The following is an 11,097-nucleotide window of genomic DNA, read 5'->3' as shown; positions in this document are numbered from 1 at the left end:
AGCCCTCGTAGCGGAGCTACTAGGGCTTTTGTCCGGTGCGGCGAGAGGGCGTGCCGGGCGTCGCGACGCCGCGGAGATTCATCAGAAGGGCCCTAGGTCTCAGGCCCGAACGCAGGTGGGCCCCGGGCCCGATCCGTGCGCCCCGCGCCCCCGGTAGCGTCCCCGGTCATGAAGATCATCGAGCCGCCGCGCGATCCGGCCCGGCGCAAGCGTGACCTCCTGGCCCGCCTGGAGAAGGAGATGGACGTATGGGTGGCCACAGCCGATGCCGACGGGGTTCCGTGTCTGGTTCCGCTCTGGTTCGTGTGGCACGGCGAATCGCTGTGGCTCGCGACCCGCCCGACCACCCCCACCGGCCGGAATCTGCGCGACGGGCGACGGACCCGACTGGCCCTGGGAGACACCCAGGACGTCGTCCTCGTCGACGGCGATGTGCGAATGTACGCAGCCGACGAGGTGCCGGCCGACGCCGCCGCCGCGTTCACCGGGAAGACGGGCTGGGATCCCCTCTCGGACGAGAACCCGTACGTCTACTTCCAGGTGCGTCCGCGCACCGTGCAGGCGCGCAACGGGGAGCACGAGATGCGCGGCCGGTATCTCCTGCGGGACGGGGTGTGGGTCGTCTGAGCCAGGCGTACCGCCGCTGGACATTCTCTTCACGCACAGGAGTTACCTGGGAGTAATCGCCGGTGGTTTGATGTGCGGCGCCCCTCCACCCCCACTCTCAGGGAGATCCAGTGTCGCTCTTCCCACCGCGCCGCACCCAGGGCGCGGCCGCGCTCGCCCTCGCGCTCGCCGCCTCACCTCTCGTGGCGGCGGCACCGACCGCCACGGCCGCCGAGCAGGCGCCGCCGCTGCGGGTGTTGTCGTACCACGTGTTCCTGTTCAGCAAGACCCTGTACCCGAACTGGGGGCAGGACCACCGGGCGGCGCAGATCGCGAAGGCTCCCTTCTTCCGCGGGAACGATGTCGTGGTGGTGCAGGAGGCGTTCGACAACGCGTCGTCGTCCGCGCTCACGGGCGCCGTGGCGAGCGAGTACCCCCATCAGACGCCGGTGGTGGGGCGGACCAGGAGCGGCTGGGACGCCACCGGTGGCGCCTACTCGGCGACGACGCCGGAGGACGGCGGGGTCACGGTCCTCAGCAAGTGGCCGATCGTGCGCAAGGAACAGTGGGTCTACAAGGACGCGTGCGGGGCGGACTGGTGGTCCAACAAGGGCTTCGCCTATGTCGTGTTGAACGTGAACGGAGCCAAGGTGCACGTCGTGGGCACGCACGCCCAGTCGACCGACCCCGGCTGTGACGCCGGGGAGGCGGCGGCCATGCGCAGCCGCCAGTTCAAGGCGATCGACACGTTCCTCGACGCCAAGAACATCCCCGCGGGTGAGCAGGTCCTGGTCGCCGGTGACCTGAACGTGGATTCGCGCACGCCCGAGTATGCCTCGATGCTCGCCGACGGGGGGCTGGTCGGAGCCGACGCACGCACCGGGCATCCGTACTCCTTCGACACCGAGGAGAACTCCATCGCGCGCGACCGCTACCCCGACGACCCGCGCGAGGACTTGGACCATGTCCTGCATCGCGCGGGTCACGCCCGTCCCGCGGCCTGGAAGAACGACGTCGTCAAGGAGCAGAGCGCGCCCTGGACGGTGACGAGCTGGGGTACGGACTACACGTACACCAACCTCTCGGACCACTACCCGGTGACCGGGTCCGCGGGTTGAACCAGGGCTGTCGCCCGGCTCAGCCGGTCCGGTGTCGCCCGGCTCAACCGGACTGCTGTCGCGCCTTGTCGAGCCGGGCCAGCTCGTCGTCGCTGAGGCGGAGGGCGCCCGCGGCCACGTTCTCGGCGAGGTGGCCGGGGTTGCCGGTGCCGGGGATGGCGAGGACGTGCGGGCCCTGGTGCAGGGTCCAGGCGATGCGCACCTGGGTGGGGCTCGCGCCGTGCTCCCGCGCGACGGCCAGCACCGCCTCGTCGTGCGCACGGGTCGCGCCCTCGGCGCCCGCCTCGCCGGCCACCGCGTAGAACGGCACGAACGCGATGCCCTGCGCCGCGCAGATGCGCAGGACGTCGTCGTCCATGGGGTCGGGCCGGTCGACGGCGTACCGGTTCTGCACGCTCACCACGGGCGCGATGGCCTGCGCCTCGGCGAGATGCCGGGGCTCCACGGCGGAGACGCCTAGGTGCCGGATCAGACCGGCCTCGCGCAGTTCGGCCAGCGCGCCGAAGTGCTCGGCGATGGAGTCCTGCCGCATGCGGCGCAGATAGACGAGGTCCAGGTGGTCGCGGCCGAGCTGCCGCAGGTTCTCCTCGACGTGGCCACGCAGCTCGTCGGGGCGGGCGGAGGTGCCCCACTCCCCCCAGTAGTCGCGGTACGGGCCCACCTTCGTGGCGATGACCAGGTCGTCCGCGTACGGCGCCAGCGCGCTGTTGATGAGTTCGTTGGCGGAGCGCAGGGCGGAGAAGTAGAAGGCGGCGGTGTCGATGTGGTTGATGCCGAGCTCGATCGCCCTGTGGAGTACGGCTATGGAGCGCTCGCGGTCGCTCGGGGTGCCGTGGTGAAAGGCGGCACTGCCCGTCAGCCGCATCGCGCCGAGGCCGATACGGCTGACGTCGAGATCGCCGAGTTTCCAGGTGCCCGCGGCGTCCGCGGTGATCGTTTCGGGGGTCATCGGCGGAGTGTCGCACATGCCGGGGCACTCACGTGACGCCGCGCACACACCGGTGGTGGCCGTACTGTCACGTGTTAGCGTCCAGCCGTGACTTCCCCAGCTCAGAGCGGGTCCGCGGGTGATCCCCTCGGGCTGCTCGATCTCTTCGGCGACGGCTTCGTGCGCGACCCGTTTCCCTGGCTGGACGCGCTGCGCGCCGATGCGCCGGTGCATCACGATCAAGATACCGGGCTGTGGTTGATCAGCCGCTACGAGGATGTACGCCGCGTACTGCTCGACCCGGACACCTTCCACCCGGACAACGCCCAGCACGCCGTCGCCCCGCTGCCGGTCGATGTTCTACGGGTGCTCGCCCGTGCCGGGTTCAAGATGCCGCCGGCGCTGGCCAACAACGGCACCGCCAGCCATCCCGGGCTGCGCCGGGTGGTCACGCGGTTCTTCCATGCCCGGCGCGTCGCCGCCGCCGTGCCGGTCATCGAGGGCGTGGCCGACGAGCTGCTCACCGCCGCACGTCAGCGGATCGACGCCGGGGATGACCACGACCTCTTCCCGGGTTTCGCCCAAGTCCTGCCGTGCCGGGTGCTGATGGAGCTGCTGGGCATCGACGGCGTCTCCCCGGCCACGCTGATCCGCTGGAGCGACGCGTCGCTGGAGCTTTTCTGGGGGCGGCCCGATCCGCGACGCCGGCTCGAACTGGCCGAGCTCGTGGGCGAGTTCCATCAGTGGCTGACCCGGACGGTGAGGGACGGCACCGCCCCGCCCGACTCGTTCATCGGGGCTCTGACCGCGCATCGCCTTCCCGACGGCGAACCCGTCGACGTGGCGACCGCGGTCGGCGTGTGCTTCTTCGTCTTCATCGCCGGACAGTCCACCACCGGCCAGCTCATCGCCACCGTGCTGAGCCGGGCGCTGGCCGAGGACGGTCTGTGGCCCCGTCTCGCGTCCGAGGAGGGTCTGGCCGAGGCATGGGTGGAAGAGGTGCTGCGGCGCGAACCACCGGTGACCACCTGGCGCCGGGTGGCCGCCCGCCCGGTCGAGCTGGGCGGGGTGACCTTGCCCGCGGGTGCGCAGCTGCTCCTGATGCTCATGGGGAGCGGATCGGACCCGGAGGTGTTCGACACGCCGGAGCGCATGTGCCCGCACCGGGCCGAGGTCCGACGGCATCTGGCGTTCGGCGCCGGCCGCCACCGCTGCCCGGGCGCCTCGCTGGCCCGGACGGAGGCGGCGGTGGCCCTGCGGGCTGCGGCCCGCCACCTGCCGCGGATCCGGCCGGTGGCGGACGTGGCGGATGTGCCGATGCTGGGCCTGCTGTCCTTCCGGGCACCTCTGCGGGTCGCGGTGGGACAGCCGTCGTAGGACGGGCGGTCCCACCTCTGCCCGCCGGCCGTCAGCAGTACAGGTTGCCGCCCGGCGACACGCCGAGGATCTGCGTGAAGCGCTGGTAGGCGTTGACGCGACTCTGCACCTGCGCCGGGTTCTTGCCGTCGCACTCCAGGGCGCCGTTGATGCTGCGGATGGTCTGGCCGAAGCCGGCCTGGTTGACCATGGCGTTGTGCGGGGTCATGGTGCCGGGGCCGGACTGGGTGTTCCAGTACCACAGGCCGGTCTTCCAGGCGACGGCCGACTCGTTCTGGACCCGCCAGGGGTTGTTCAGCAGGTCGATGCCCAGAGCGTCGCCCGCGGCCTTGTAGTTGAAGTTCCAGCTGAGCTGGATCGGACCGCGGCCGTAGTAGGCGGCCTGGCCGGCGGGACAGCCGTAGGGCTGGCTCCGGTCGCAGTAGTGGGGGTAGTTGGCCTGGTTCTGCTCGACGATGTGGACCAAACCGCCGGTCTCGTGGTTGACGTTGGCGAGGAAGGCCGCGGCCTCCTGCTTCTTCACCGTGTCGCTGCCGGTGTTGGCGAAGCCGGGGTAGGCGCTGAGGGCGGCGGTGAGGCCGCTGTAGGTGTAGAAGGAATTCCGGTTCGGGAACATCTGGTTGAACTGCGACTCACTGACGACGAAGCCGGCGGCGGACGCGCTGGGGGCCGGCTGGAGCACCAGCGCGGCGCTGCCCAGGGCGAGTGAGGACAGGGCTGCGGCTGTACGGCGCCTCGACACGGGATCAACTCCTTCGCGGAGCACGGCCGCACCCGGTCAAGGGCAGGGCGAAGCAGAGCCTTTGAGCGCACGCGCCGACCAGGTCGGCCACGGCGTGGGGGCGGCCGTGGTGGGGGGTGTGAGGACACACTCAACCGCTTTGGTCTGTACCAGTCAAGGGTGTAGACCAGTCGATCAGGCCGTCAATCGGGCCGCCTGCAGCGTGACTTGGCCATACGGAAGTTCAGCGGGTGAGCGTGGCGATCCGCCGCTGGAGGAAGGCCCGTTCCGCCGGGCTCTCGACGAGCACGACCGCCGTCTCGTACGCCCGCACCGCCTCGGCGCGGCGTCCTAGGCGGCGCAGGAAGTCGGCGCGCACGGCGTGGAAGACGTGGTAGCCGTCGAGGTCGAGGGCGTCCACGAGATCGAGGGCCTGCTGCGGGCCGTGGACCTCGGCGACGGCGACCGCCCGGTTCAGGGCCACGACGGGGCTGGGGGCGACGGCCATGAGCTGGTCGTACAGCCGCAGGATCTGTGTCCAGTCCGTGGCCTCGGCGGTCGGCGCGTCGCTGTGCACCGCCTGGATCGCGGCCTGGATCTGGTACGGCCCGGGTCGGCCGCGGCGCAGACAGCGCCTCACGAGTACCTGCCCCTCGCCGATCGCCCGCCGGTCCCAGCGGCCGCGGTCCTGCTCGGGCAGCGGCACGAGTTCACCGTGCTCGTCCTGCCGGGCGTGCCCGCGCGATCCAGCAAGGAGCATCAGCGCGAGCAGCCCGGTGGCCTCGGGCTCGTCCGGCATGAGCTCGGTCAGCAGGCGTCCGAGGCGCACGGCCTCCTCGCACAGGGCCGCCTCGCTCTCGTACCCCTGGTTGAAGACGAGGTAGACGACGGCCAGTACGCTCCGCAGCCGGTCCGGCAGGTCGGCGTCGCCCGGAACGCGGTAGGGGATCCGGGCGTCGCGGATCTTGGCCTTGGCCCGCACGATCCGCTGCGCCATCGTCGACTCCGGCACCAGGAAGGCGCGGGCGATCTGCGCGGTGGTGAGCCCTCCGAGAAGACGCAGGGTGAGGGCGACCTGGGCCTGGGTGGCGAGTGCGGGGTGGCAGCAGGTGAAGATCAGCCGGAGTCGTTCGTCGCGCACGGGGCCCTCCTCGGGCGGTGCGTCGTCGGGGGCGTGGAGCAGCGCGGCCTGGGCGTGCCGTTCGTCCCGCTTCGCCTCCCTGCGCAGCCGGTCGATCGCCCGGTTGCGGGCGGTCGTGATGATCCACCCGGCCGGGCTCGGTGGCACACCGGTCTCCGGCCAGCGCCGCACCGCCGTGGCGAAGGCGTCCTGGACGGCTTCCTCCGCGAGGTCGATGTCGCCGAGCCGGCGCACGAGGACGGCGACCGCCCGGCCGTACTCCGCGCGGAAGACGCCCTCGATGTCCATCGCCGTCATCAGTCCTCGGCTTCGCCCATGAACGGTCGCACCTCGATGGGCAGGGTGGTCGCGAGAGCCGCCTTGCGCCCCCAGGCGAGGGCCGCGTCCAGATCGGGTGCCTTGATCAGGCAGATCCCGCCGAGCATCTCCTTGCCCTCGGCGTACGGCCCGTCGGTGATCAGGACGTCACCGGAGCGGGGCCGCACCACGGTGGAGGACTCCGGCCCGTGCAGACCCCCGGCGAAGACCCAGGCACCGGCCTGCCTCAGTTCCTGGTGGAAGACGTCCAGACGCGCGCCGATCTCGGCGAGCACCTCCGGCGCGGGCAGCTCGCCGACCGGCTGCATCACGCTGAGCAGGTAGTACTTCATCACGGCCTCCTCGGCATCGGAGCGTGCCCCTGTGGCGCGCTCTCACCTCCTACACGAACGGCCTTCCCCACTCTCGACACCCGGCCGGCACCCTCGCCGAGCTCTACACATAAAGAAAAAATAAGCGCAGAATGGCGTCTAGGCGGCGCAAACCGCAAACCGCACCAGACGCGGTCAGGCCTGCGAGTCAAAGGAGACGAGTCATGGCCAACGTGCAGCCCACCAGAGGCGACATGTCCGCCCACCCCGACGTAGGTGAGATGCGGGAACGCTACGACCGCGTGCTCGGCGGTCGTGACGTGGTGCTCGTGGACGGACCGGTGTTCCTGCTCGGTCTGTACTGTGCGGTGTCCCCCTGGATACTCCACTACACGACCAGCCAGCCCGCGCTCGTGACCCACAACCTGGTCATGGGCATCGCGATCGGCCTGCTGGCCCTCGGATTCACCCGGGCCCCGGAGCGCATGTACGGCCTCAGCTGGGCCTTCTGCGCGATGGGCGCGTGGATGATCATCGCGCCGTGGATCGTGGGCGAGAGCCCGGACGCGGGTGTCGTCATCAACAACATCATCATCGGTGCACTCGCCGTGATCCTGGGGATGCTGTGCGCCGGTACGGCCGCCAAGAGCACATCCCGGTCGTAGCGGCACATACACGACGCTCCTCTGGGCCGGTCCGCTTCCGCGGACCGGCCCTCGCCCGTCCACCGCCCGCACGAATGTCACTATTGCCGCTTTTGCGCCTAATACGCCGAATGACTGTTACACGACGTACGGGGTTCCTTGATGAACGGTCCGTAGCTTCGAGTGCGTCGGAACGATCCCCCACCGAAGGAACGACTCACTGATGCGTGCCCCCCGCACCCTGCGCACCGCCCTCGTCGCCGCCGGTGTCACCGCCGCACTGGGCGCCTCGACGGCCGGAGCCTTCGCCGCCCACGCGCCCGCCACCCGGACCGCCCCCTCCGTGACTCATCACTCCAAGACCAAGCGCGTCCTCGTGAAGACGGTGAAGCTCGCGGACAAGGTCAGCCGGGCGAAGGTCTACCGGACCGGCGCGCATCACTACGAGGCGGAGATCTGGGCCGACGGCGCGCGGTACGGGGCCCTCTACGCCAACGGCGGCCCCGCGTACGCCCAGCACAACGGGCTGCGCATCACACTCCACCCGGACGGGAGGGTCACGTCCTGGATGGAAGAAGCCAAGCCGAAACCGGTCGTCGAGCGCGTCCTGGTCGCCACCTGGACGCTGCCGGACGGGAAGACGACGGCGAAGGTCTACCGGCTCACGTCCGACCGCTACGAGGCCGACATCCACGCCGACGGCACCCGGCTCGGCACCCTCGTCGCCGCCGGCCGCAGGGCATACGGCGAGCACAACGGTCTGCACATCGCCCTCGGGCCGGACGGGCAGTTGACCTCGTGGGTGGACGGCCGGCCCGCGCCCGCGAGCTGACGCACGCCCACGCGACGCGCCGGGAGCGAGCCGAGCCGCTCCTGGCGCGGATCGGCCCGCAGGGCGTCAGCGCAGGAAGAACCCCAGTTCGCGCCGGTGTTCGGCCACCCATGTGTAGGCGCCGCGCACTTCGTCCACGACCCCGCGCTCCCGCAGCCGGACCATGACGGGCTCACCGCGCAGCGCACCGGCCTCGACGCCCCGCCGGAAGCGGTCCTGCCACCACAGGATCACGTCGACGATCTCCTCCCGCCCGCCGCACGACCCGTACGCGTCGCAGACGAGCGCGATCCGCCGGGCCGCGTCGGGCACGTCGATGACGTTCGGCCCCAGGTCGAGGTACCGCCAGCACAGCTGGGCGAGGTCGTGGACGCGCTCACCGGGCGCGGCGCTGTCCCAGTCGACCAGGGCGGTCGGCCACCACTCGGCGCCCTCCACCGTGTGGACGGTGTTCTGCGGGGCGAGGTCGTTGTGGCACACGACGTCCCGGTCACCGGCGAGCGGGGTGCCCTGCGTGATGTCATGGACGGCGCGGACGAGTCGGGCGACGCGGACGAGCGCCACGTCGGTGCACGCCGCGGCCCGCTCCTCGGGCGTGACCGCGGCCCGCCCTTCGAGGTACCCGAGCACCTCCCGCCCCAGCTGATCCGTCCCGATCCAGCGCGGGGCGCCCGCCCAGTCGCGGCGCTCGAAGTGCGCCAGCAACTCCCGTACGTACATCGCTCGTTCGGAGGGCGGTCGCCGTACGGTCGTCCCGATCCGTACGACCTTGTGGCCGGCTCCGCCGCCGAGCACTCGCTCCGCCATCCGCACCTCCGTAGATCAGCCGCTCCAAAACCACCCGGTCAGCATGCCCCGTCGATCGAGGCGGCACGGACTGTCCCCGCCCGCACGGGGAACTCGTTGACATGCGGGGACAGGAAGAAGAGGGGCGAAATGGAAATCTCGGGCATCATCAGTGCCATTGTCATCGGCATCATCATTGGTGTGCTGGGGCGCCTCGTGGTTCCGGGCCGCCAGCGCATCGGAGTCCTGTGGACGATCCTCGTCGGCATCGTGGCCGCGCTGATCGGTTCGGCCATCGCGGCCGGGCTCGACGTCGGCGACACCGACGGCGTCGACTGGGTCGAGTGGCTCATCCAGATCGGCCTCGCCGCACTCGGCGTGGCAGCGCTGGACCGGGCGAAGGCGCACCGCTGACGGACACCCACCGCTGACGTCTCACACGCACCGCCGACGTCACCAGACACCCCTCGTCCCGCGTCGCTCGCACCCGACGCGTCGTTCACACGCGCCCCGCGCCGGCCCGCATCGCGGCGAGGCCGTCGTGGGACGAGGGGTACACGGGCGTCCAGCCCAGTTCTCGCTCCGCCTTGGCGGTGGCGACCCGCAGGCTCGTCGTCATGACCGTGTGCAGGTACGACATGGGCCTCATCAGCCACAGGGGTACGCTCATGGGCTTCGGCAGCCCGAACTCCTCGGCCACACACCGGATATGGGCCCCGAAGCCCATGGGAGTGCGGTCGGCGATGTTGTACGCCTGGCCCGGGCGCCCGTGGTCGACGGCGGCGGCCACCGCCCGGGCCGCGTCGCTGAGCTCGACCCAGGGCAGGACCCGGCCGCGGTCGGCGGGGACGGGCAGTTGCCGCCTGCGCAGCAGAGGGGCGAGGGCGTCGGTCCCGCCGGGGCCGTAGAACAGCCCGAAGCGCAGCGCGACGCCCTCGAGGCCCGGGGCGCCGAGCATGCGGGCTTCCTTGATCCGCATACCCTCGATGTGCCGTTCCAGTTCGGGGTCGCGGCCTCGCGGGCCGAAGGGGTCGTCCTCGGTGATCACATGGTCGCCGTGGTCGCCGTAGCCGTATCCGAAGACCATGGACTCGGCCACCAGCCGCCGGGCACCGCAAGCCTGTGCGGCCTCGATGAGGTGGGCGGTTCCGTCGGTGCGCAGGGCGTCGGTGGCGTGCATGTCGCGGTGTCGCAGGGGCGGCTTGCGCAGCGCGGTCGCCGCGTGGATCACCGTGTCGAAGTGACGGCCGTCGACGGCGCGCAGCAGGGCGTCGCGGTCGGTCAGGTCGGCCCGGAGATCGTTGCGCGGTCCGCGGCCGAGACCGGTGACCTTGTGGCCGGCGTCCTGGAGGGCGCGCGCGATGTGACCGCCGAGGACACCACCGGCACCGGCGAGGAGAATGCTCCGGCTCTCGTTGCTCCGGTCGCTCTCGCCGTTCCGGCTGTCGTGGCTGTTCTCGTCGTTCTGGTTCGTCGTCATGCCCTTGCGACGGACCGGACGGGCTCGGATGTGACATCCGGGGACGGACGCTCGACGCGGCGGCACAGTGGCGCCCGGTCGCCGGGTCGCCGGGTCGCCGGTACGCCTTCCCACCGCCTGTGGGCGACCATTAGGGGCGCTAGGAGAAGCACCCCGCGAGGAGGGCCGTACGCCATGGTCGTTAAGGACACGGAGCTGCCGTATCTGCGTCGCTGTGTCGAGCTCGCGGCCGAGGCGCTTCGGGCCGGGGACGAGCCGTTCGGTTCGGTTCTGGTGGGGGCGGACGGTGCGGTGCTCGCCGAGGACCACAACCGGGTGGCCTCGGGCGACCGCACCCGGCACCCCGAGTTCGAGCTGGCACGCTGGGCCGCCGCCCATCTCTCGCCCGGGGAGCGGGCCGCCGCCACCGTCTACACGTCCGGCGAGCACTGCCCGATGTGCGCCGCCGCGCACGCGTGGGTGGGCCTGGGCCGCATCGTGTACGCCGCCTCGTCGGAGCAGCTGGTCGAGTGGCTGACCGACTGGGGGGTGCCCGCCGCGCCGGTGCGGGCGCTGCCGGTGCGGGAGGTAGCGCCCGGAGTATCGGTGGACGGGCCGGTGCCCGAGCTGACCGACGACGTCCGCGCACTGCACCTGCGCTTCCACAGGCAAGGCTCGTGATCGACGCAGCTGGGCCGCCCGGCCGTCCGGATCATCCCGGCGTCGGCCACGAGGGAGCTCACCTCACCGTCGGCCCGACCCGAACGACACGCCCTAGCTGTATTGACCCGCAGGGTTGTTCACACGGCTGATCGGTGGCTGGCCGCCGAGTGCGGTGTGGCAGCGATGGTGGTTG

At 71.2% G+C, this 11,097-nt stretch carries 13 protein-coding genes; 7 read left to right on the top strand and 6 right to left on the bottom strand.

The window, feature by feature from the left end; genetic code table 11:
* The first annotated feature begins 168 nt into the window (after window positions 1-168).
* On the top strand, window positions 169-627 hold the full coding sequence (locus ACHBTE_RS35440; RefSeq protein ID WP_394729834.1) for a pyridoxamine 5'-phosphate oxidase family protein: 459 nt from the start codon (window positions 169-171) through the stop codon (window positions 625-627).
* A gap of 110 nt (window positions 628-737) precedes the next feature.
* Window positions 738-1,724 carry a sphingomyelin phosphodiesterase gene (gene sph / locus ACHBTE_RS35435; protein WP_394729832.1) on the top strand — a complete coding sequence of 329 codons (987 nt, stop codon included), beginning with the start codon at window positions 738-740 and terminating at the stop codon, window positions 1,722-1,724.
* Between the two features lie 43 nt (window positions 1,725-1,767).
* On the opposite strand, the gene ACHBTE_RS35430 is transcribed toward sph, so the two are convergent.
* Window positions 1,768-2,673 (bottom strand): aldo/keto reductase, encoded by a 906-nt coding sequence (locus ACHBTE_RS35430; protein WP_394729830.1) that lies wholly within the window; start codon window positions 2,671-2,673, stop codon window positions 1,768-1,770.
* An 87-nt stretch (window positions 2,674-2,760) separates the two neighbouring features.
* Here ACHBTE_RS35430 and ACHBTE_RS35425 point away from each other — a divergent pair, with 87 nt between their 5' ends.
* Window positions 2,761-4,029: a cytochrome P450 gene (locus ACHBTE_RS35425; RefSeq protein ID WP_394729828.1), complete on the top strand. Its 1,269-nt coding sequence runs from the start codon at window positions 2,761-2,763 to the stop codon at window positions 4,027-4,029.
* Window positions 4,030-4,060: 31 nt separating this feature from the next.
* On the opposite strand, the gene ACHBTE_RS35420 is transcribed toward ACHBTE_RS35425, so the two are convergent.
* The 3 genes from ACHBTE_RS35420 to ACHBTE_RS35410 all read right to left on the bottom strand — a co-directional run bounded on the left by ACHBTE_RS35420 (window position 4,061) and on the right by ACHBTE_RS35410 (window position 6,541).
* Window positions 4,061-4,771: a chitinase gene (locus tag ACHBTE_RS35420; protein WP_394729826.1), complete on the bottom strand. Its 711-nt coding sequence runs from the start codon at window positions 4,769-4,771 to the stop codon at window positions 4,061-4,063.
* 223 nt (window positions 4,772-4,994) lie between these two features.
* Entirely contained in the window at window positions 4,995-6,188 is a 1,194-nt protein-coding gene (locus ACHBTE_RS35415) for an RNA polymerase sigma factor (RefSeq protein ID WP_394729824.1), read from the bottom strand.
* Window positions 6,188-6,541, bottom strand: coding sequence for a YciI family protein (locus ACHBTE_RS35410; protein ID WP_394729822.1), 354 nt, complete (start codon window positions 6,539-6,541; stop codon window positions 6,188-6,190). The genes ACHBTE_RS35415 and ACHBTE_RS35410 overlap by 1 nt, the downstream gene beginning before the upstream one ends.
* 203 nt (window positions 6,542-6,744) lie before the next feature.
* Between ACHBTE_RS35410 and ACHBTE_RS35405 the strand changes: the two genes are divergently transcribed.
* Entirely contained in the window at window positions 6,745-7,185 is a 441-nt protein-coding gene (locus ACHBTE_RS35405; protein ID WP_394729820.1) for an SPW repeat protein, read from the top strand.
* A 202-nt stretch (window positions 7,186-7,387) separates the two neighbouring features.
* Window positions 7,388-7,996: a hypothetical protein gene (locus tag ACHBTE_RS35400; protein WP_394729818.1), complete on the top strand. Its 609-nt coding sequence runs from the start codon at window positions 7,388-7,390 to the stop codon at window positions 7,994-7,996.
* A 66-nt stretch (window positions 7,997-8,062) separates the two neighbouring features.
* Here the strand turns inward: ACHBTE_RS35400 and ACHBTE_RS35395 are convergent, their stop codons facing one another.
* A complete protein-coding gene (locus ACHBTE_RS35395; protein WP_394729816.1) occupies window positions 8,063-8,803 on the bottom strand; it encodes a phosphotransferase family protein in 741 nt (246 codons plus the stop codon).
* Between the two features lie 129 nt (window positions 8,804-8,932).
* Here ACHBTE_RS35395 and ACHBTE_RS35390 point away from each other — a divergent pair, with 129 nt between their 5' ends.
* The gene (locus ACHBTE_RS35390; protein WP_384780184.1) at window positions 8,933-9,196 is read left to right on the top strand and encodes a GlsB/YeaQ/YmgE family stress response membrane protein; all 264 of its coding nucleotides are present in this window, start codon (window positions 8,933-8,935) and stop codon (window positions 9,194-9,196) included.
* 85 nt (window positions 9,197-9,281) lie between these two features.
* On the opposite strand, the gene ACHBTE_RS35385 is transcribed toward ACHBTE_RS35390, so the two are convergent.
* Entirely contained in the window at window positions 9,282-10,262 is a 981-nt protein-coding gene (locus ACHBTE_RS35385) for an NAD-dependent epimerase/dehydratase family protein (protein ID WP_394729813.1), read from the bottom strand.
* A 174-nt stretch (window positions 10,263-10,436) separates the two neighbouring features.
* Here ACHBTE_RS35385 and ACHBTE_RS35380 point away from each other — a divergent pair, with 174 nt between their 5' ends.
* Window positions 10,437-10,922: a nucleoside deaminase gene (locus ACHBTE_RS35380; protein WP_394729811.1), complete on the top strand. Its 486-nt coding sequence runs from the start codon at window positions 10,437-10,439 to the stop codon at window positions 10,920-10,922.
* Window positions 10,923-11,097: the final 175 nt, after the last annotated feature.

This window comes from Streptomyces sp. M41, assembly GCF_043673425.1.
Taxonomy (GTDB): Bacteria; Actinomycetota; Actinomycetes; order Streptomycetales; family Streptomycetaceae; genus Streptomyces.
Note: the sequence above shows the minus strand (reverse complement) of the source record. Positions and strands in the feature narration are given on the sequence as shown.

Excerpts from the sequence above, each read along its gene's own strand:
- ACHBTE_RS35440 (WP_394729834.1), top strand. The coding sequence starts at position 169 with ATGAAGATCATCGAGCCGCCGCGCGATCCGGCCCGGCGCAAGCGTGAC.
- ACHBTE_RS35430 (WP_394729830.1), bottom strand. The coding sequence starts at position 2,673 with ATGACCCCCGAAACGATCACCGCGGACGCCGCGGGCACCTGGAAACTC.
- ACHBTE_RS35415 (WP_394729824.1), bottom strand. The coding sequence starts at position 6,188 with ATGACGGCGATGGACATCGAGGGCGTCTTCCGCGCGGAGTACGGCCGG.
- ACHBTE_RS35410 (WP_394729822.1), bottom strand. The coding sequence starts at position 6,541 with ATGAAGTACTACCTGCTCAGCGTGATGCAGCCGGTCGGCGAGCTGCCC.
- ACHBTE_RS35405 (WP_394729820.1), top strand. The coding sequence starts at position 6,745 with ATGGCCAACGTGCAGCCCACCAGAGGCGACATGTCCGCCCACCCCGAC.
- ACHBTE_RS35400 (WP_394729818.1), top strand. The coding sequence starts at position 7,388 with ATGCGTGCCCCCCGCACCCTGCGCACCGCCCTCGTCGCCGCCGGTGTC.
- ACHBTE_RS35395 (WP_394729816.1), bottom strand. The coding sequence starts at position 8,803 with ATGGCGGAGCGAGTGCTCGGCGGCGGAGCCGGCCACAAGGTCGTACGG.
- ACHBTE_RS35390 (WP_384780184.1), top strand. The coding sequence starts at position 8,933 with ATGGAAATCTCGGGCATCATCAGTGCCATTGTCATCGGCATCATCATT.
- ACHBTE_RS35385 (WP_394729813.1), bottom strand. The coding sequence starts at position 10,262 with ATGACGACGAACCAGAACGACGAGAACAGCCACGACAGCCGGAACGGC.
- ACHBTE_RS35380 (WP_394729811.1), top strand. The coding sequence starts at position 10,437 with ATGGTCGTTAAGGACACGGAGCTGCCGTATCTGCGTCGCTGTGTCGAG.